The organism is Bradyrhizobium sp. USDA 3240 (assembly GCF_054063295.1).
This window is the reverse complement of the sequence record NZ_JBSSGD010000002.1, coordinates 5,709,689-5,729,562: the sequence shown is the minus strand read 5'-3', so window position 1 is coordinate 5,729,562 and position 19,874 is coordinate 5,709,689. Positions and strand designations below refer to the sequence as shown.

Below are 19,874 nucleotides of genomic sequence, written 5' to 3'. Positions count from 1 at the left end.
CCATGATCGAATCGGATCGAGTGCAGGATGCGCGCACCTCGGCCCCGGACGTTTCCAAGTCCGGCGATATCCTGCTGATCTCCGGGCCGGAGCGTGACCTGCTCTGCGCCCTCTCCTATGTCCACCTCGCGTGCGGGCAGAGCGCACAAAGTCTGGCCCTGCTACGAATCGCAGCCCGCGAACATTCCCAGGATGTCGATCTGCTCCGAATTCTGGCCTACACCCTCATCTCGGAGGGCCTTGGTGACGAAGCACTTGAGGTGCTCGATCAGCTGGACGCCGTTGATGCTCACCCGTCTTCACGCGTGCCTTTGACGCTCCTGCGCAGTCAAGCGCTGCGGGAGGCAGGCCGCATGACCGAGGCCCGCGATGTCTTCCGACGCTATGTGTCATTGCGCGGCAGCACCGCTCTCATCAAACAGAAATAGGGACCTTCATGGCCAACGCCTTGCGTAAATTCATCCTGCGCGCGCCGGCTCATCCGGATTTTATGGTCGCGTTGATGCTGCTCCTGGCGATCGGCATGATGATCATGCCGATCCCGATCATCGTGATTGACATGCTGATCGGCTTCAATCTTGGCTTTGCCATATTGCTGCTGATGGTTGCCCTCTATCTCAGCACAGCGCTTGATTTTTCCTCGTTGCCGGGCGTCATCCTTATCTCGACGGTATTTCGTCTCTCGCTGACCATCGCAACCACGCGGCTTATTCTTGCGGAGGGTGACGCAGGCAGCATTATCCACACCTTTGGCGACTTCGTAATATCAGGGAATATCGCTGTCGGAGTCGTCATATTCCTGATCGTGACCATGGTGCAGTTCATGGTTCTTGCGAAAGGCGCCGAGCGCGTCGCAGAGGTTTCTGCGCGCTTCACGCTCGACGCGCTGCCGGGCAAACAGATGGCGATAGACGCGGAGCTGCGCAATAACCATATCGATCAACACGAAGCGCGTCGCCGGCGCGCGGCACTGGAGCAAGAGAGCCAACTTCATGGCGCCATGGATGGTGCCATGAAGTTTGTCAAGGGCGACGCGATCGCTGGCCTGATCGTCATCTGCATCAACATGCTGGGTGGGATCAGTATCGGCCTGCTGTCCAAGGGTATGTCGCTCGATGAGGCGCTGCACCAATATACGCTGCTGACAATAGGGGATGCGCTCATCTCGCAGATCCCGGCGCTGCTGCTGTCGATCACGGCCGCAACCATCGTCACGCGTGTGAACGGGCCTTCCAAGCTCAGACTTGGTGCCGATATTGTCAACCAACTCACGGCAAGCACACAAGCCCTTCGCTTAGCCGCTTGCGTCTTGCTCTTGATGGGACTCGTTCCCGGCTTCCCTTTGCCGCCGTTCGTCATTCTAGCTGGGCTCTTCGCTGCAGCGAGCTATGTCAGGGTTGGGGCGAAAAGCGACAAGACGGCAGGTAAGACAAGTGCAGATGCCGCCGCTTCCGCTCGGGCTCTAGCACAGACCCAGGAACAAGCTGTTCATGCGGAGGCACTTCCGATCGCGCTATTCCTCGCGCCGGACCTGACGTATTTAATCGACAAGAACGAGCTGGAACAGTGCATCGCGCGCGTTTCGACGCTGGTATCGGCGGATCTTGGCATAACGGTCCCGCGTATCCCGGCTCAGGTCGATCAGCATCTGTCCAAGTCGCAGTTCAGGGTAGATGTCGACAGCGTGCCGGTGGAACGGGATGTAATCGATCCGACGCAACTCGCGCTCAACGACGATGTGGCGAACATCGAATTGAGCGGCATCCCCTTTCGACAAGAGCCGGAGACGAATCGGGTCTGGATCGAAGAAGGTCATGCGGCCGCCCTCAAAGCCGCGGGAATCGGATATCATCGTCCGAGCGAAATTCTTGCCTTGCGTCTCCACTTCACATTGACACGCTATGCACAGCGCTTGGTAGGCATTCAAGAAACCCGCCAATTGCTTGGCCGAATGGAGCAGGAATACGCTGATCTGGTCAAGGAAGTGCTGCGTACGACCACCGTTCCTCGGATCGCCGAGGTCCTGCGCCGCCTACTCGATGAGGGCATTCCAATTCGCAACACCCGCCTACTGCTGGAAGCCCTGGCAGAATGGAGTGAACGCGAGCAAAATGCGGTCCTGCTCACCGAATATGTTCGTGCCACCTTGAAACGGCAGATCTGTTTTCGCTATGCCAATGCCCATCGGGTTGTGGCCGCCTTTATCATCGAGCGCGAGACCGAGGATATTGTCCGCGGCGCGGTGCGCGAAACCGCTGTCGGTCCATACCTCGTTTTGGACGATTGGCAGAGCGAGAAGCTGCTTGCACAATTCCGTCAGATCCATTCGACCATCGCTCGAAGTCAGAGCCAACCCATTATTCTCGGTTCGATGGATATCCGTCGTTTTGTACGAGGCTTTCTCACCCGCAACGGAATCGATTTGCCCGTTCTGTCCTATCAGGACCTCGCTTCAGATTTCACCGTCCAGCCGATTGGGTCCGTCAAGCTTCCGGCTGCCAAGGATAAGGCCGCTTGCTCGGAGCGTGGCGGGCTTCTTACCGCGCCGACTTAACAGAACGCAGCCGCTTATCCCGAGATGGCCCATGACTCCATATGCGATCAGCGTCGGGCGGCGCTTGTGCTCCTTTGGTCCGGGCTCGTGCCCAGCTCTTCTCGCCATATTGCTGCTATCAGCTTGTGCCGGCTCGGAGCGGTCGGCGCTCTCCCCGCAGCAGACATCCACATCAGATCCAGCAGGCGCCGTGGAGATTGATCCTGCCATGCGTGAGCGCATTGTTCGCGCCATCGATCGGAATGCTGACGAGCAGACTTTACGCGACACGTTGAGGCAACAACCGGACAACGTCGATGCGGCGATTCCTCTTGCTCGGGCCCTGCTGGGACGCAGATCCCCAGATGATGCGCTTGAGGTGCTCGACGCGCTCTTACTGGTCGTACCTGGCGACCTGCGCGCGCTGAATGCCAAGGGTGTTGTGCTCGACCACGAGGGCCGCCATCGCGAGGCACAAGCGCTATACCGCCAAGCTCTTGAAACAGCTCCCGCAAATGCGATGTTGCGTAACAACCTCAAAATCTCGCTCGCACTTGAAAGCAAGACGGAGAGCGGGAACACAGACCCACGGCCGCTAACGGACGGCCGGCAGGCGTTGGCCCGCTCGAGATGAGTTGGCGAACAGCAGCGAAGCGCCGATGCTGCCTGGTCGCCATAAAACTCCTCTAACTAGCTCGTTCTCGAAGGTGGACTTTGAGATCTCAACCACCGGGGCTCGGAACCGAGAAAGTACGGGACGATATCGGGCATATCGCTACGCATCCGCAGCGGTACTCAGATCCAATCTCCCAAAAAGCCCAACGCACGGCGGATATCGCGTTTCGCTTCGGCAGGAAAGCCGGATCGGAACAGGCGCGATATTTCAGCTATCAGCTGGGCAACAAAAGCGTTGGACTTCTTCGAACCGAGCCCGGAGGCCTCATGAGCGAGCTCTTCAAAGGCGACAACGCGTGGTACTCTTTGATCACTGACACCAAGCATCCCGCGCGGGAATGGACCCGGTGGCGGCATGGAGTTCAAACCACACCAGGAACGGCATGCCATTTGACGCCGCGGCCTGACGCTTCACTGAAGGCACCTCCACACTGCTCAAGTTGCGAAGATCCGCAGCCTGACGTTGCACCCCGCCAGAACAAGGAGGCGACGCCCGCATTCTGCGTGTAGTAAGTAGGCTTTGCGGGTTTTCGGACTATAGACCATGCGTACGCCGGGACGCTCGCACCGCCCACGACAGGAGCACTCGGATGATCATGCCGGTTCGCCGAAACTGGAATCCAGACGAATTGTTCCATGGTCTACAATGCTCACCGCCGAACCATCGGTTGTACGCGCACGTTGGAACAAATTGTGGCCTGATCTGTACACAGAATATGACGCCACGCATCAGAGGCAAGAATTACAGGTCCGAAATCTGGACATTAGATGACGCTGAGGCGTTTTTTCAAGTTGGGCGCCGACGAAGAACGTCACACCGATGGGTTCATCCGCATCATTGAACTTGTCGCTAACGGATCCGAAAACGCGCTACGCGCGCTATCGAGACACTCGATCGCATGATTTTGATCCGATCGGTGCACACCTGAATGACGAATTCTCCTTGATGGTTATGATCGCATTTGATGAGATGTGCACTTGCCCCGCCTATGCTGCCGAAAAGTCGTTCTATGATGGACTTGGAAACGACACGTTCCATTATTGGCTCAGAGAAAGTGATTGCCGACGAGGCGGTTCACTCAATGAACGCCGTTGACGTTATTCGCGCTCATACAGCGACCGCATTGGCGAAGTCGCCGCAATTCTCGACAACCTCATCAGGCGCGTTACCGACAATCTGAATCATTCTAGAACCTTCGTCCTGGATTATTTCGGCGGAGTGTACGATAGAGCGATGTTTGCCAGCTCCCGTCTCGCTGTGATGAGCAACGTTGCCAAGCCAATCGCGGTGTAGAGAGAGGTGGATGGAGCCATCGGCCACGACCCATGGCACCGCGCAGCAATCGAGCAGCCGTGCACGACGGCCTGAGCCGGACAGCTTTATTGGACGGCGCAGCCTCATAGGCTCTTTGCACAGATCCGCATCCAAATCAATCTCACAGCGAGCCTGAAAAGCTAAACCGTCGCTCTCATTGCCCTGCGATCCGCCGTGCGCCGCAAGTCGCCATGCTTGCTCAGTTGCTGCCGAGTTCACGTCCATTTCACCTGCAATGTCGTGTTCGTGACGTTCTCACGGTTGAGCGCGCTGCCAAGAAGGTAAACTCCGCGTTTTGTTTTGCAGTCACTTGACCACGCAGTGCGCCCATCGAGAGCCGTCGAGCAATCGGTCCAGCTTTGCTCGGCTGCTTGCGAACGGTGTGCGGCTCCCGCTTTGTCGGCTTCCTTGGCGCGACGGAACTTGGCCCCGATGTAACGAAAGGCGATCGCCATTGAGTATGGAGCTCCGTGGCGACCGAGGTGCGAGGCGCCGCTCCTGGTGCCCTCCACTCGATGGCGCGCACCGCCTGAGCGGCTCTGCACACCATACAATCCAAAGTCAGCTTGATGCTGAGCTCCATGAAGCCTCTCACTGACAAATATTCATCTGGGTCGAGCTGCGCACATCGTGCCGGCGACGCCAGCTCTGCTAACGAACGGCAACTGGGCCGAGAAGCCCACAGGGGAATGGGCCGAGCCCCCAAGCAGCGGCTTGCGGACCAGCCCGGCTGAGGTGGCTCGGCCGATGCCCTCCTGTCCAGGCCCGCGAAGAAAGGCTGGCACCGACCGGATAACATCCGCCGAAACAGTCATCGCTGAAGCTGCGGCAGGCGGCGGCGCCGGCCTGTTCGGCGGATGCGTCTGACCTAGCCCTACTCTGCATCGCGACATGTTCCTGTCAACTTGGTGGATGAGGAAAAACCACAAGGCGCGTCTTAGGGAAGTCCTGCGAATTGCGGAACGGCACACCTTGCAACGACTGCCAATCTGCCGAGCTGCAGACAGAGGACGACTTTCATCAAAGTTTTCTGGGCAGCGTTCGGTCCTGCTCCGCAGCCTCGACGCAAGCCCACCTCATAGCACCGCCTCGATCAGTTCGATCAACGCTTGAATCTGACGCCACGTGCGATTCCCGTCATTTCATGCTGATCGAGAATCGGCAGCATCAAGTAGCTAATGGTAATCGCGATGATCACCACCCGCGCACAGTTGTTTCCTCGAGAACTTCCCTTCAGCTACTCGCAAACCTCTCGTGGAGTACGATCACGAGTGATTAGTTGCTGTTCTCGACCTACATTCTCACTGCAATCAAGTGGCCTCTGCCGCTCGCTGTTGCAGAATATTCATCAGTTGCGCGGCTCCCGCATCAAAGATGCCATTGCCCCTTCTTTCTGCCATGTTCGCGTCCAAAGCAGAGGCTCGCCGAGCGCGTACTTCGCGCGCGGCAACAGCGAGTGTCTCAGGAGATTTTCATGGTGAAGCCAGTTGTGATCGTGGTGGGTGCGGACAAGGGAGGAGTCGGAAAGACGACCGTATCACGAACGCTTCTGGACTACTTCAGCGTCAATAAGGTGCAAACACGCGCATTCGACACGGAGTCGCCGCGGGGAACGCTGAAGCGCTTCTATCCCGAGATCACCGAGATCGTCGATATGACGACCACCGCGGACCAGATGAAGATTTTCGATACCCTAAATGCAGGGCTATCCGTCACCGTCATCGATGCTCGCGCCGGCTTATTGTCCTCAGCACTGGCCTCCTTGCGCGACATCGGCTTTTTGGATTCGGCGCGGTCCGGCCAGATCACCTTTGCCGTATTCCATATCTTGGGATCATCCATCGCTTCTCTGGACGAGATCGCTGAGACCGCGACCTTCATGAGCGGCGCAAAGTACTATCTGGTCAAGAACTTCATCAACGACACTCAGTTCTTTCAGTGGGACCAATCGACCTACAACTCCTATTTTCACCGCATCAAGCATGCGACCGAGTTGACCATACCGAAACTCAACGAGATGGCCTATGAGCAGGTCGAAGTCGCTTCCGTCCCATTCGTGGACTTCGTCGCAAACAAGGGGCGGAACGATGAGCCAGCGAACAACTCCTTCGTGCTGCGCGGTTATGTCCGGCACTGGCTGGCAAATGTCTGGAGGGAATTTGACCGTATCAACTTGACGGAGCTGGCCGGCGCCAGGTCAGCCACCCAGGCTGGCGAGAAGTAATTCGATTCTCGGCGCGCTCCGGGTTGAGCCACGTACCAAACAACATTGATCTGCTGGCTATGTTAGCGACCCCACTCTACATCATCTGCTCTCCTAGCCCGCAGGTCGGCAAAACCCTCATCGCTCGCCTCGTAAGCGAGTTCTTGCTGCTGAAACATGGCACCGCGTTGTCGTTTGATGTCAATCTGAAGGAGCCGTCATTGCTCGATTACCTTCCCAACATCACGGAGACCGCAGATGTGATTGATACTTACGGCAAGATGCAGCTGATGGACCCACTGATCATCCACGATCGGGTAGCCAAGGTGATCGACCTCGGCTTTCATGCCTTCGACGAGTTCTTCAAGATGTGCGAGGAGATTGGCTTCATCAAAGAGACGGCGCGCTGCTATGTCGCCCCTATCATCTTGTTCGTCGCTGGCACTGACCGCATCTCCATGCGAAGTTATGAAATGCTGCGGCAAAGGATTCCGACGCCGGCGCTAGTCACTGTGCACAATGAATTTGTGCTCCGCGGAGAATTACCTGGAGCGATGGATGGCGAGCGGGTACTTCGGATTGCCGCGCTGCCGCCGTTTCTCAAGAGATATATCGACCGACTTAGCTTCTCATTCACCGGGTATCTGCGCAACGAGAAGGACTGGTCTACCGAACTACATCAGTGGATCCGCGGAAATTACACTATGTTTCGCGATCTGGAATCCAGTATGATCCTGCGGGGCCCCTATCGATCTCGGGCGACGAACATCGCGAGCCTAAGGAGCACAAGGGCCACGTGAGGTTCTGTCTCGCCGTCCATTTCGATTAGAGATGAACGTATGCAACTACCAGATTCATTGCCGGGATCGCCGAGTCGAGAGCACTCCGTTTTATCGTGATCGGCAGCGCTTACGCCGAACGGCCGATCCGGACACGCCGGCTCTCGGAAAGATCAGTGACCAGCTGACGTTGCGAGGAGCCAGACGTATCGACGGCTCTTCCATCAAGTGGTGCTTCACAGCTAGGCCGGACTTGATCCGGGCCGGCTCGTCTTCATCGATGAGACTTGGATCAAGACCAACATGGCCCCTTTGCGGGGCTAGGGCCCCAAGGGCGCACGCCTGCGCGGCTTCGCCCCGCACGGTCACTGGCGTACCCTCACATTCCTCGGCGCGCTCCGCCATGACCAACTCACGGCACCCTGCGTCTTCGACGGCCCGGTCAACGGCGAATGCTTCTGCGCCTATGTGAAGCACCTTCTCCTGCCAACCCTGCGCGAAGGCGACATCGTCATTCTCGACAAGCTCGGAAGCCACAAGTCGAAAGCTGTCAGGCAGATGATCCAGGCTGCTGGCGCCAGGCCCTGGTACCTGCCGCGATACTCGCCCGACCTCAACCCGATCGAACAGGCCTTCTCCAAGATCAAACACTGGATGCGGCAGGCTCAGAGGCGCACCGTCGAAGACACTTGGCGCCAAATCGGTCACCTCGTTCAGGACATCCAGCCTCGCGAATGCGCGAACTGCTTCGCAAACGCCGGTTATGCTTCAGTCAAAATGTGAAACGCTCTAGCGACAGGAACCGCATGCCGAAGCGACCTGCCGCAGCTCTTGAAAAACCCAAAGCTCATCCGCTGTAACGTTGCTGACCCCTACCACGAGGCGGCACCTGCCCTCGACGTAATCAACAAAAGCTATCCTATGTCTTCTTGGATGATGAACTGCCGTCTCGCTTGGCATCAGCCGCGAGGATCGATCTTCCAACATCGCTCATGGCGTCACAGATAGAGGCCGCCAAACGCCCATGACCCGAGTCATGATCGCACGCGTGTTCAGGTCAACAATTGAGCATCTGCAGCGATGCGATAGGTGCTTCTTAAGGTCCAGTCACTGCAGTCGATCCGCACCGCGACCGATGAACTCAAGCACCGACTGCGCGTTGCTGATCTCGCGTGAGACGCGCTTCAATATCCGGATTGCCGCCTCTTCGGTCGCGATCAGTCCCGCACTCTCGCAGGCGATCCCGAAATGATGCATGACCTGTTCGATGGAGGGTACGATACGGTTCTGCAACAAGCTGGTCGTCAATGATGAGAGCATGTGGTCGACGACATCCTTTTCAGCCTCGATCAACAATTGCGTCCCTTCTGATTGTTTACTCACTTCTGTGTGATGTGACGCTCCCGATCACATCATTAGGAGCTCGCCGCGTCGATTCGTTGTGTCGCGGAGTCGCTGCATGATACGCATTGAACAGCGCAACCGGGAGATTTCTTTGCTCGGTTACCTCGGCTGCTGGGACTACTTCTCCTCAGTACGGAGCTGCGCTGCTCCAGTTTGCGTAAGTTTCAGCTGCCTGATGATCTCCGCTATCGCCTCGTGGCGGGCAGCGTCTTGCGGCCATTTACTGAAGCCATCCAGCAGATTCTCCGAATCCGGCTTGGTAAAGTCAAAGAGCCGGATACCGCGGCCAAGGACCTCATTGATGACTGCGATCGTGGCTTGGCGAGCGGCGCTCTCTCGCGGCCATCTGTTGAAACCGATCACTATCCCCCTGAGGTCCTGGCCAGAGAAATCTGAGAGCCCGGTCCCGCGCTCGGTGCGGCGAAGCACCTCGCCCGCGAGCATAACGGTCACTTGAGCGCACGGCAGCTCCTCCGGCCAATTGCTGAAGCCGTTCACTAGATTCGCCAGCCCCTGCTGCGAAAAATCGTCTAACTGGCTAGCACGGCGCAAGACCTCACGAGCGAGTGCGACCGCGGCGCGGCGAACGGCCAGCTCCTCCGGCCACTTGCTAAAACCGTTCACCAGGTTTGCCAACCCCTGCTGCGTAAGATCGCGGAGTTGCGCAGCACGGCGAAGAACCTCCCCAGCGATCGCGACTGTAGCCTTACGACAGACCGCATCTTCCGGCCATTTGCAAAATCCGTTCACCAGGTTCGCCAGCCCTTGTTGGGTATAATGAGGAAGCTGGGTGGCACGGCGCAGGAGTTCACTTGCGATCGCGACTGTCGCCTGACCAGAGACCGCGTCATCTGGCCATTTACTGAAGCCATTCACCAAATTCGCCAGATCCTGCTCGCTAAACTCACGAAACCGGGCGGCACGTCCGAGGACTTCACCCGCGATCGCGACTGTAACTTGACCGTAGGGCCGCTCATCTGGCCACTTGCTGAAACCGTTCACCAGGATGGCCAATCCCTGCTGCGCAAAAGCGCGGAGCCGACCGGGACGGCGCACGATTTCAAGTGCCAGCGCGGCCGCAGCTTGGCGCGAGGTCACTTCTTCCGGCCATTTGCTGAAACCGTTGACCAGACTCACCAACCCTTGCTGTGTAAAGCCAGAGAGCTGGTGGTGGCGGTTCGCACGGCGAATAACCTCACCCGCGATTGCGACGGCGGCCTGGCGACAGTCGGCCTCTTCTGGCCATTTGCTGAAACCGTTTATCAGCGCTGCCAGGCTCAGATTGTTCAGCTCTTGAAGCGACCTGCTTTCCTCGCGACAAAGCCTAGCTATTCGGATCGCTCCATAGTGACATTCCGAGCTTCTGGAGTGCCGGCCGAATGACGCTGCAAAGATAGATAGCGCCCTGATTCCGATTTTCGCCATCAGAGCATGGTCAATCTGCGACACACGAGAAGCGATCTTTTCGCAAGCGTCCCGCCCCGGCTGACCTCCGGCTTTTCGACTCACCGCGTTGCACGTCGTGGCATAGCCCCACGATCTTTCGGCACGGATGCTGTCCTCGAAGCTTGGCAGGAATCTAGATTGAAACTCAACGGCCGCTTTCTGCAGAAACACCAGTTGGTCTTCCTTGCGGAGCTGCTTGTCGCGCGCGACCACTACGGTTGAGAATTCAACGATGTCACGAGCACGATCAATTTCGCTTAGCGCCGTCGTCAGGTTAGCTTCAGCGGACATACGACCTCCGAGCTTTCACCACGGCGCACCGTGCGGCCACGCGCTCAATGTGACCGATCATCGCCTCTGGCTGGCAATGCCACCTATGCAATTGGAGCATCTCCTTGCAAGCTCCCGGCTCTTCACTCAGCTCGCTGTCGCTGCGACGAGACACACGGTTGCAGCTGTTGTCACTCCTGTCCGTAGCATTCTATCGTCTCACGCAATATCGCGACTTCGTTCTTTCCACCCCGATCGACAATAACAGAACGGCGTCGTCCCGCCGAGGATGCAGCCGATTTTCCTGCCCGTCGCCCAAGCGAGAACATCGGCAAATAGTGAGCCATCCTGCCCGATCATTATCGCCAATAAATCGTAGACGCCTGCCAAGCGCGCCTTTGTCTTTACGCCTCTGCGAGGTTACAACCTGACGCAACGCTAGATTCAAGCTGCTAAATCGGCATTGCGACGCGGACGGCGTCAGCCGCCGATCTTCTCTCGTTCAACACTATTTTAAATGCCATTTTACGATCTGCTCGCAGCTCGAGCTCGGCGCGTGCCGCTTACTCGATCGAGTTGCGGGTGCTCATCTTATTCCCTTTGCGACAAAACATCACCCCTATGCGAATCCCATGATGGGGTAAGCGCCGCCCCTCACTGTTAAATCTTCTATGGACACAGATGGAACGCAGAAATAATGCAACCTACACGATTCAACGCCGGAAAACGCAGCAATCTGCTGCAAATTCTAGTCCCACGCACGTCGTAAGATGATATGCGATTGATAAGAACCTTGCATACGTTGAATCGCTCACCACATTTTGCCGGGGAATGGCAGTAAGCCGCAAGTTCTCAGACGCAATCAATCGGCGTGAATGTGGGGCCATGGAGCGGCTGCGCACTGCAGACGGTGCACTTAATACTCCAATGCCAGGTGAACATCCGTGATGATTTCGATTGACGATCGATTAAGTGAGCTCAGGTGGATACGGAACGAGATCTGGCGCTGTCGTAGGTTGCTCGAAACGGAGCTGCCCGGTGCGGAGCGCGACGTCGTTGAGAAGCGTCTGCTTGAACAACTTTCTGACTTTAAGCGGCTCTTGCAGGTCGCAATTCCCTTGACTTTATGCTCTGAAGTTAATTCGACCGAAATCGCCTCCACTGAAGCGCCCATCGAGAGCGCCGCAATGGCATCGACCGACCGCTTCGGAATGTCGATTGGTAGCTGATATGAACGGCTGCTCGTGCTCGAGAAGCCCCTTCAAAGCTGACGGGAAGGGCGAGCGCGGAGCGCTCTGAGTTGAAGACCGCCATGGGTTGAACCGCGCGACCCTAACCCAAACATGCAATCCGATAGATCCCCCGGACCAGTTGGTGCGAACCGATGGCTTATTTACTGCGGCCTCGCACGCCGCCGAATTGACTGCAGCGCTGATAACGAGCGCAACAGCACCGCAATTACCATCTTTAGATCACATTAAAACCTCGCACATGCTTGCGCTTTGATTGCCTAGCGACGCCTATGGCGTCGTAGCGCGCACGTACCCGCTGGAAGATCAGATGCAACCAGCTAGGCGACGCTTTTAGCCCGATTGACTTTCGAGAACCAGCGTGGCGAAAGCTCCGGCGCCCTATCAATTCTGGCACGTCACTGTGGTTGATATTGCAAAATTGCCGCGCCGGCGGCATCATTCCCGATGCGGGACGATCAGCTGGCTGTTGACGCCTGGTTTCGATCTTCCGCTTCTCTTCGCCGCGGTGGGCATCACTCGGCGACATTCGATACGCAAGCTTTTGAAATTGTCCTTCAGACAAAACATGGCCGCGTCTATATCTCCACGTCCTGTGAAGTGATCACAGAAGCGCATCACATCTGGTCTGCAAGACGTCAAGACCTCCTCTGACCTCAGATCCCGAGCGCGGGCGTTCCCTGTACACCACGTGGCCGCAATCGCAATCGCTGCAAGGCCGGCTAGATAGCGAAGCGCCCGGTAAGCCCAACTCGTTAGTGGCTCCCGATTCAACAAGAACTCCCTAAGCTGCATATCCTTCACTATCGTTCTTTGCGCCACGCGCAACATATGGAAAAGGCCACTGCAACGGTAGCAGCGCTCCTGCTATTGTGGACCCGGCTTGCAACACTTGCGAGTCATTGTTGCACCACGCGCAATAGAATTGTTGCGGGCCACAGAACAATAGAGATTGGCTGCATTTGCAGATCCCGCAGCCCATTCTGGATCTTGAGACATTCGCGATGTTATGTTCCTTACTAATGTTCCGTTCTGCAAAGGCGTCCGATCCTCCTTAGCAAGGCCCACACCTACAACCTGACGCTGCGGTCGATTCAAGCACTTTGATCGTCGAAGCCACTGTCACAACGTTCTTGGCTGGAATATTTATAGCTTGACGTGAGCGAGTAATGCGCACTCCACGCGGCAGCGCGCACGAAAACGCCATTTGATGTCGGCCGATGATCGCGGCCCACCGTTGATAGCGCAGCGTATTATTGAAGGCGTCGCAAGGGCACAGCGGATCCATCGAATCGATCGCCCGATTGCGTCAAAGCTGCTCGTTTTGTTCGGCGTCTGACCAATGTCTTGAAACCTGCACGGTCGAAGAAGGCCGGACCGACAGCGCACGACCTGAGCACACAGGCTCGAAGCGTAGACCAGAACTCCTTTGGTCGGGGCTAGTGGTTGTTGGTCTGTGACGGGCGCCCGATTCAGCAGATTCGAGCGGCCTTCTGCTATTGCTAGTCTGCAATTGCTTGGACCGATCAGCAGCTTAGACCTTAAGCTCCCCTGGCACGGCGGTTGCTACTCCGACGACGGCGGATGAGTCCTGGTATGCAGTCTAGCCGCAACACGAGCCGGGCGAGACGGGCAGGCACGCATGCCCCACCCCGATGTTCGAAATACCGGCAAAGGCGACGAGAGTGAGGCTTAGTATGAGGAAATCAGCGGTACGCGAGCTTTACATGGTGGGCACGCTATATGTCTTGGCCGCGGGGGTCCTGGCTTCGTCGGCGGCAGGCGCCGATAATGATTTGATGAGCGCCGCGAGGCGGATTTTCAGGCCGATCCCCTCAATCGTTCCCGCGGTCAAGGACAACCCCATCACCCACGAAAAGGTCACACTCGGCAAGACTCTGTTCTTCGATCCGAGGTTATCTGCGAGCGAGGTCATTAGCTGCAATACATGTCATAACCTTGGAACCGGCGGAGTGGATGCTGGCCCGACATCGGTTGGGCATCGCTGGCAGCTGGGATCACGTCGCGCACCAACAGTCTACAACGCCGTCTTCAATGTGGCGCAGTTCTGGGATGGTCGAGCGGCAGACCTCAAAGCGCAGGCCGAAGGTCCCGTCCAGGCTAGCGTCGAAATGAATGCGACGCCCGTTCACGTGGTCGACACATTGAATTCAATGGCCGAGTATATCGTTATGTTCAGTAAGGCGTTCCCCAGCGATGCAACGCCGGTTACCTTTGAAAATTTCGCCAAGGCCATCGAGGCTTTCGAGGCCACCTTGATCACGCCCGCCGCCCCTTTTGATCAGTACCTCGAGGGTGATGCGTATGCCCTTAGCGATCGGCAGAAAGCGGGATTAAAGTTGTTTATCGAAAAGGGATGCTCGTCTTGCCACAATGGTATCAACGTCGGTGGGCAGGATTACTTCGCTTTCGGTGCGGTGGAGCGGCCCGCCGCAAGCCTACTGCCGAGAAACGACAAGGGCCGCTTCGCCGTCACCAAGATGCCCAGCGACGAGTATGTTTTCCGCTCTGCGCCGTTGCGCAACGTCGCATTGCGGCCCCCCTACTTTCATTCCGGCCAGGTTTGGAGCCTCAAAGAAGCGGTTGGCGTAATGAGTGAGAGTCAACTCGGCGCGAAGCTTAGCGATACAGAAAAAGATGACATCGTGGCATTTCTGAATTCACTCACCGGGCAGCTGCCTAAGATCGATTATCCGATATTGCCCACGCGTACCGACACAACGCCTAAGCCCTCCGTGCACAAATAGAGCCATCACCGCAGCAGAACCAGGCGCTTGTCGCGCAGGAATGCGGTTCGCTGCGGCGAAGTGAAAAGGCACGGTCTCAAGCTGGAGCTCGCTCACACTCTGGACAGCAAAAAGCAATCCGGCTCCGAGTTCCTGCGGGTGCCATCGGCTTTGCCATAGAAGCAAACATTGCCCGAGCGTGCCGTGAGCTCTTATATCTCTCCTTCCATCAGCCCCCCTCGCCTGACCTGGCAAGCGCGAGTGACCAGATCGTCAAAGCGCTTCAGGCGATCGTTCCTACGATGGGTGAAACGTCATCGATCGCTGATCGTGACCGAACTTGCAGTTTGATACAAGGCCGACAAGACGGATTTTGCTCCGATTATGGTGCACACGATCCGGGTCGCGAACAGCTCGCCCGTCAGTTCCTTTCGACTGTTATTTGTCGCGAGGACCAAGCACGATGTCGCGCAGCTTCGCGATGCTCGCCGTCGCGCGAGCGGCCTTCGTGCTCCTGATTGGGGAGCGCAACTGATGCGGCCCTCGTCAATCCGTCCTCGATCGTCGGTGTCAGAAAGGTGCCGCGCGCCGATCCGGATTGAAGCAGGTATTGCCGGGTATAGCGCTGTTAGACGGACTCGCGATAGGTCTTCAGCCATCATGGCCTGACTTGCTCTTCGGCCGCTCGATTGAGCTGGCGTTCCAGTTCGGCGGTGCTTGCTCGAGAATGTTGCGGACGAAGAAAAGCAAGAGCTTGAGCTGCGCATAACGGCCGGGAACTCCATGATCTGCACCGGGCACATAAAGCATGTCGAAGTATTTTCCCGCCTTAATGAGCCGATCTGCAAGCTGGAAGGTGGCGGACGGATCAACATTGCGGTCCATTTCGCCGACAATGAGCAGCAGCTTGCCCTCCAACCTGTGGGCATTATCGATGGCGGAGGACTGCGAATATTCGATCCCGACCGGCCAGCCCATCCACTGTTCGTTCCACCAGATCTTGTCCAGCCGGTTGTCGCAGCAGCCACTGTTTGCGACCGCGACCTTGTAGAAATCGGGAGGGAAAAGCAACGCGCTAGCCGCGTTCTGCCCGCCAGCGGCCCCGCCAAAAATGCCGACGCTGGCGACATCGTACCAAGAATACTTCGCGCTCGCCGCCTTGTACCATAGGATCCGGTCGTGAAGGCCCGCGTCTTTCAGATTTTTCCAAGCAACATCATGGGACGCGCGCGAGCGATGATTCGTACCCATGCCATCGATCTGAACAACGATAAAGCCGAGCTGCGTGAGCGGCTCAAACGATGCCGAGAAGGATTTGGGAACAAAGGAACCTGTCGGACCTGCATAGATATGCTCCACCACGCGGTATCTTTTGTTTCGATCGAAATCAACGGGCAGATGAATGACGCCCCATATGTCCGTCTCGCCGTCGCGCCCCTTGGCGTTGAAACTGACGGGTGGCTGCCAGCCAGCGGCGATGAGCTCGGCAATCTCGGCGCTCTCAACCTGCATCAATTCGGTATTATCATTGCGCGGTACAGCACCATGCGGGGCGGAACATCAATGCGAGACCAAAGGTCGACATAGTAGCGACCGTTAGGCGAGAATTCGATGTGATGATTTGCCGGCTCAGATGTGAGGCCGTGAGTCCCTTCCCATCAAACTCAATGCGATAGGCATGGACGAAATAGGGATCGCCGCCGGGGTGCATTCCGCTCGCGCCAAACTAGATCTGATGCTTGATCGGATCAATATGATACACCGCGCGGACCACCCAATCACCTCTGGTGATCTGGTTTTGGAGCTCGCCTGTCCTGCCATTGAATAAATCGAGATGCTCGTTACCATCGCGCTCCGAGGCCCAGATGATCTCCTTCCCATCATCGATGTCGTAGCGGAACGTTTTTCCAGTATTCACCTGGTCCATCACCAATGGCTGGAAGTCGACGAATGTCTTGCTCACCTCATCAATCAGCGAGCGCACTTGACCTGTGGCGGCGTCGACCTCTATCAGACGATAGAGCTGGTGCCCACGCTGATTAAACTCGAAGGTGAATCCCCGACCGTCTTTCCACCACTGGACCGCCGAAAGACTGTACGGATTTTGGAATGCGGCGTTATCGATTGCAATCGCGCGTCGGCTCGCGACGTCAAACAGCACGGGCTGGAGTAGTGTGATGGCATCGCCCGGCTTAGGATACGTCATCGTGGAATGCTTGGGTTCGAGCTGGTCCGCCGGCGAGGGTTCGAGGTAATGGACCTCCCGCTGGAGACCCGGACGGACTCGGTAGGCAGCCAGGTGCGTTGAGGCCGGAGACCAGCTTAGCGTGAAGAGAGCATAATAGTCGGCTTGGGACCCGTCCCAGGTCAACTGGATGTCCTGCAAGCCATCCTGGCTGCGCAGGTAGAGGTTATAGTTGCGAATGTAGGCCAGCCATTTTCCGTCAGGCGAGGCGCTTGTCCCGTCGGGATCGTTCTCTGCCAGTGGCGTGTCGTCATAGGGCTCCGCTGGCTGTCGCCCGGTTGCATTGCAGCACCTGTGCAGGCATCGCTGACAAGATCGCAGCTCCAACGCATATGCTCGATATTGAAGGTAATCTTGGCACCCTTGTCGGCCAGCTCGAAATGGTCGAAAGGAAGATTCTCTGGCCTATAGTGCTTGTGGCTCGCCCTGTTCAGTGCCGTCGCGAGGCGCTTGATCAAACGCCGGCTGCCTTACCCCAATGCCGGCATCAACGAGAGTGAACTGCTGCTTGCCTCGCGTTGTCCGGCGGTAGACGAGCGCGTCGCCCTCGCCGAACCAGAACGGCACGTCAGGCACATTGACAGTAAGACGAGCATAGCGGTCCTCCGTTCTGAGCGCCCGCTTGTAATCGGATTGTGCAAGCGGCGCATTCACGATGTCCTCTGGCAGGAGCTCTGCGCTGCCTTGCATTCTTGCTGGGAACAGCGCCACCGTCACGGCAAGAACTTTGTACATTCTTATTCACCGCTCCTAATTGTAGGCTGAAGTCAATCTGAGTGACTTCCCGATTGATATGCCATTTCCGGTGGACACAGCTGTCCTTTGTCGTGCCCTTGATTCTTTAGTGACGCCTGCACTAGCCTTTGGTAAGAACAGAACCGTTCGGCGTTCTGATGGACATTGGCGGCTCGCCAGAGCTGCAAGCGCCTCAAACAATCCACCACATCGCATATCGCCGCACGAACAGAGCTATCGCTGAAAGTTGGCGACGGCGGGAATCGGGAAGGCGGCATATCGTGGGGGTGCTTGACGCCTCCACTTCTCCACCGAAGGAGCGATATGCCGTGTCCAAAGATAACATCATCAAGTTGATTCAGCCAGGAAACGTCGACGATCAACTCACCGAAATCTTGCGCAATGGGGCGCGTGCTCTGTTGGCCCAGGCGGTCGAGGCCGAGGTCGCGGACTTTCTCGGCAAGCATGCCGATTTGAGGACTGCGGACGGCCACCAGCGCTCGTGCGCCACGGTCACCTGCCGGAACGCGAGGTGATGACCGGTATCGGTCCGGTCGGCGTCCGCCAGCCGCGTGTACGCGATCGCGAGGCGGAGGCTACCGATCCCGACCGCATCCGGTTCTCTCCGTCGATCCTGCCGCCCTACATGCGCCGCTCGAAATCGATCGAGACGCTGCTGCCGATCCTTTACCTGAAGGGTATCTCCACCGGCGACTTCTCCGAGGCTCTGGCGGCGCTGCTCGGCAAGGATGCTGCCGGGTTGTCGGCATCCGCCATCGGCCGTCTGAAGGACGGTTGGCTTGACGAACACACCGCGTGGCAGAGGCGCGATCTGTCGGCGAAGCGCTACGTCTACATCTGGGCCGATGGCATCCATCTCCAAGCACGCCTCGAAGACGAAAAGCAGTGCATCCTGGTGCTGATCGGCGCGACGCCGGAAGGCCGCAAGGAACTGGTCGGCTTCACCGATGGCGCCCGCGAGAGCGCGCAGGACTGGCGCGATCTGCTGCTCGACCTGAAGCGGCGCGGGCTCGGCGTGCCGCCGCGGCTCACCATCGCCGACGGCGCGCTCGGGTTCTGGAAGGCCGCCGGCGAGGTCTGGCCGAAAACGCACGAGCAGCGCTGCTGGGTACACAAGACCGCCAACGTGATCGCCAAGTTGCCGAAGAGCCAGCAGCCTAAAGCCAAACGCGCGTTGCAGGAGAGCTGGATGGCCGAAACCAAGGCCGCCGCCGAGCTGGCGTTCGACGCCTTCATCGAGAGCTATACGCCCAAATACGAGAAGGCGGCCGACTGCCTGAGCAAGGATCGGGACACGCTACTGGCGTTCTACGACTTCCCGGCCGAACACTGGAAACACCTGCGGACCACCAATCCCATTGAAAGCACCTTCGCTACCGTGCGCCACCGCACGATCCGATCGAAGGGCTGCCTGTCCAACAGAACGGCGCTCGCGATGGTCTTCAAACTGCTTGAGGCCGCGCAGAAAAGCCGGCGTCGTCTCGATGGCCGCAACCAGTTGCCAAAACTCGTTCTCGGTGTGACATTCAACGACGGGATCGAGCTCATCGCCAAACCGACTGACCGTCAGCCCATAACCGCCGCCGCCTGACCGGCCGCGCCGTCACCAAAATTTGGCGATAGCTCCAACACGCGATCCGCCTGTGATTGCTGCAGCACCGACGTTACGGTGTTCCCTCCACACCACTTATCGCGTGCAGACTCTATGCCAACGAGTAGTGTACCTCCGCGTTCTTTTGACTACGATATCGTCACCCGACAAGATCGGTCATTGTTGAAACAAGGCGCCAGTCTGAGGAGCACAAAACGCATGCAGTGTCGGCCAGCTGTAGCGACCAATGTCCGGAATGTCATTGCGAATGGGAGGTATTTGTCGCGCCCGTTGCCAAATCACTCAAACAAGTCGCCTTCGGATTTCGGGAAGCGCGGACTACGCTGACCGTAGGATCCGATAGATCAACCCGATGAGAACTTACCCGATCAGCTGTGGAGGCAACCGGGGATATCCATCATCATAGATCGTTAACCGGATCGGGCGACAAATTGGATAATCTAAGCTTTTGCATCAAGAGCGATCGTCACGACCGTGCGGTCACCAGCCCACTTCTCGACGCAAGCCCGCAGCATCTTCAGCTTTTGATTTCGTCTACCCTGCATGGCCGGTTGGCGACGCGAACGTCTGAAACCCAACGATACAATGCGGCCATTCCACACACTGTGCTCCGACCTATGCGAGTTCACGATGAGCCGA

General features: G+C 57.5%; 14 protein-coding genes and 2 pseudogenes. 9 read left to right on the top strand and 7 right to left on the bottom strand.

Features of this window, described 5'->3' with window-relative positions; all coding sequences use genetic code 11:
* Positions 1-2 precede the first annotated feature (2 nt).
* From sctY to ACVIGA_RS27715, 3 genes are all read left to right on the top strand, one after another.
* Positions 3-428, top strand: a complete 426-nt coding sequence (gene sctY / locus ACVIGA_RS27725; RefSeq protein ID WP_173643918.1) for a type III secretion apparatus assembly chaperone SctY — start codon at positions 3-5, stop codon at positions 426-428.
* An 8-nt stretch (positions 429-436) separates the two neighbouring features.
* The gene (sctV, locus tag ACVIGA_RS27720; RefSeq protein WP_456668665.1) at positions 437-2,554 is read left to right on the top strand and encodes a type III secretion system export apparatus subunit SctV; all 2,118 of its coding nucleotides are present in this window, start codon (positions 437-439) and stop codon (positions 2,552-2,554) included.
* 208 nt (positions 2,555-2,762) lie between these two features.
* Positions 2,763-3,167 (top strand): tetratricopeptide repeat protein, encoded by a 405-nt coding sequence (locus tag ACVIGA_RS27715; RefSeq protein ID WP_231168601.1) that lies wholly within the window; start codon positions 2,763-2,765, stop codon positions 3,165-3,167.
* Positions 3,168-4,316: 1,149 nt separating this feature from the next.
* Here the strand turns inward: ACVIGA_RS27715 and ACVIGA_RS27710 are convergent.
* Both ACVIGA_RS27710 and ACVIGA_RS27705 read right to left on the bottom strand, forming a co-directional pair.
* Complete coding sequence (locus ACVIGA_RS27710; RefSeq protein ID WP_173643916.1) at positions 4,317-4,742, bottom strand: hypothetical protein; 426 nt, start codon at positions 4,740-4,742, stop codon at positions 4,317-4,319.
* Positions 4,739-4,978 carry a hypothetical protein gene (locus tag ACVIGA_RS27705; protein ID WP_456668664.1) on the bottom strand — a complete coding sequence of 80 codons (240 nt, stop codon included), beginning with the start codon at positions 4,976-4,978 and terminating at the stop codon, positions 4,739-4,741. The genes ACVIGA_RS27710 and ACVIGA_RS27705 overlap by 4 nt, the downstream gene beginning before the upstream one ends.
* 1,019 nt (positions 4,979-5,997) lie before the next feature.
* Here ACVIGA_RS27705 and ACVIGA_RS27700 point away from each other — a divergent pair.
* The 3 genes and pseudogenes from ACVIGA_RS27700 to ACVIGA_RS27690 form a co-directional block, all read left to right on the top strand.
* The gene (locus ACVIGA_RS27700) at positions 5,998-6,747 is read left to right on the top strand and encodes a P-loop NTPase family protein (RefSeq protein ID WP_166104787.1); all 750 of its coding nucleotides are present in this window, start codon (positions 5,998-6,000) and stop codon (positions 6,745-6,747) included.
* A gap of 59 nt (positions 6,748-6,806) precedes the next feature.
* Entirely contained in the window at positions 6,807-7,526 is a 720-nt protein-coding gene (locus tag ACVIGA_RS27695; RefSeq protein ID WP_166106206.1) for a hypothetical protein, read from the top strand.
* Between the two features lie 234 nt (positions 7,527-7,760).
* Positions 7,761-8,288, top strand: a pseudogene (locus tag ACVIGA_RS27690) (IS630 family transposase); the annotation flags it as partial.
* A 324-nt stretch (positions 8,289-8,612) separates the two neighbouring features.
* Here the strand turns inward: ACVIGA_RS27690 and ACVIGA_RS27685 are convergent.
* Together ACVIGA_RS27685 and ACVIGA_RS27680 are read right to left on the bottom strand one after the other, a co-directional pair.
* Complete coding sequence (locus tag ACVIGA_RS27685; RefSeq protein WP_224924204.1) at positions 8,613-8,858, bottom strand: hypothetical protein; 246 nt, start codon at positions 8,856-8,858, stop codon at positions 8,613-8,615.
* Positions 8,859-9,026: 168 nt separating this feature from the next.
* The gene (locus ACVIGA_RS27680) at positions 9,027-10,646 is read right to left on the bottom strand and encodes a hypothetical protein (RefSeq protein WP_456668663.1); all 1,620 of its coding nucleotides are present in this window, start codon (positions 10,644-10,646) and stop codon (positions 9,027-9,029) included.
* 926 nt (positions 10,647-11,572) lie between these two features.
* Here ACVIGA_RS27680 and ACVIGA_RS27675 point away from each other — a divergent pair.
* Both ACVIGA_RS27675 and ACVIGA_RS27670 read left to right on the top strand, forming a co-directional pair.
* A complete protein-coding gene (locus ACVIGA_RS27675) occupies positions 11,573-11,854 on the top strand; it encodes a hypothetical protein (RefSeq protein ID WP_456668662.1) in 282 nt (93 codons plus the stop codon).
* Between the two features lie 1,718 nt (positions 11,855-13,572).
* Complete coding sequence (locus tag ACVIGA_RS27670; RefSeq protein WP_166103738.1) at positions 13,573-14,643, top strand: cytochrome-c peroxidase; 1,071 nt, start codon at positions 13,573-13,575, stop codon at positions 14,641-14,643.
* 630 nt (positions 14,644-15,273) lie between these two features.
* Here ACVIGA_RS27670 and ACVIGA_RS27665 read toward each other — a convergent pair.
* The 3 genes from ACVIGA_RS27665 to ACVIGA_RS27655 form a co-directional block, all read right to left on the bottom strand.
* Positions 15,274-16,134 carry a prolyl oligopeptidase family serine peptidase gene (locus ACVIGA_RS27665; protein WP_231168603.1) on the bottom strand — a complete coding sequence of 287 codons (861 nt, stop codon included), beginning with the start codon at positions 16,132-16,134 and terminating at the stop codon, positions 15,274-15,276.
* A 214-nt stretch (positions 16,135-16,348) separates the two neighbouring features.
* The gene (locus ACVIGA_RS27660) at positions 16,349-17,194 is read right to left on the bottom strand and encodes a DPP IV N-terminal domain-containing protein (RefSeq protein ID WP_231168604.1); all 846 of its coding nucleotides are present in this window, start codon (positions 17,192-17,194) and stop codon (positions 16,349-16,351) included.
* A gap of 78 nt (positions 17,195-17,272) precedes the next feature.
* Positions 17,273-17,602: a hypothetical protein gene (locus ACVIGA_RS27655; RefSeq protein ID WP_231168605.1), complete on the bottom strand. Its 330-nt coding sequence runs from the start codon at positions 17,600-17,602 to the stop codon at positions 17,273-17,275.
* A 329-nt stretch (positions 17,603-17,931) separates the two neighbouring features.
* On the opposite strand from ACVIGA_RS27655, the pseudogene ACVIGA_RS27650 reads away from it, so the two are divergent.
* A pseudogene (locus tag ACVIGA_RS27650) lies at positions 17,932-19,214 on the top strand (IS256 family transposase).
* Positions 19,215-19,874: the final 660 nt, after the last annotated feature.

Coding starts and splice junctions, on each gene's coding strand:
- sctY (WP_173643918.1), top strand. CDS start 3: ATGATCGAATCGGATCGAGTGCAGGATGCGCGCACCTCGGCCCCGGAC.
- sctV (WP_456668665.1), top strand. CDS start 437: ATGGCCAACGCCTTGCGTAAATTCATCCTGCGCGCGCCGGCTCATCCG.
- ACVIGA_RS27715 (WP_231168601.1), top strand. CDS start 2,763: ATGCGTGAGCGCATTGTTCGCGCCATCGATCGGAATGCTGACGAGCAG.
- ACVIGA_RS27705 (WP_456668664.1), bottom strand. CDS start 4,978: ATGGCGATCGCCTTTCGTTACATCGGGGCCAAGTTCCGTCGCGCCAAG.
- ACVIGA_RS27700 (WP_166104787.1), top strand. CDS start 5,998: ATGGTGAAGCCAGTTGTGATCGTGGTGGGTGCGGACAAGGGAGGAGTC.
- ACVIGA_RS27695 (WP_166106206.1), top strand. CDS start 6,807: ATGTTAGCGACCCCACTCTACATCATCTGCTCTCCTAGCCCGCAGGTC.
- ACVIGA_RS27680 (WP_456668663.1), bottom strand. CDS start 10,646: ATGTCCGCTGAAGCTAACCTGACGACGGCGCTAAGCGAAATTGATCGT.
- ACVIGA_RS27675 (WP_456668662.1), top strand. CDS start 11,573: ATGATTTCGATTGACGATCGATTAAGTGAGCTCAGGTGGATACGGAAC.
- ACVIGA_RS27670 (WP_166103738.1), top strand. CDS start 13,573: ATGAGGAAATCAGCGGTACGCGAGCTTTACATGGTGGGCACGCTATAT.
- ACVIGA_RS27665 (WP_231168603.1), bottom strand. CDS start 16,134: ATGCAGGTTGAGAGCGCCGAGATTGCCGAGCTCATCGCCGCTGGCTGG.
- ACVIGA_RS27655 (WP_231168605.1), bottom strand. CDS start 17,602: ATGTACAAAGTTCTTGCCGTGACGGTGGCGCTGTTCCCAGCAAGAATG.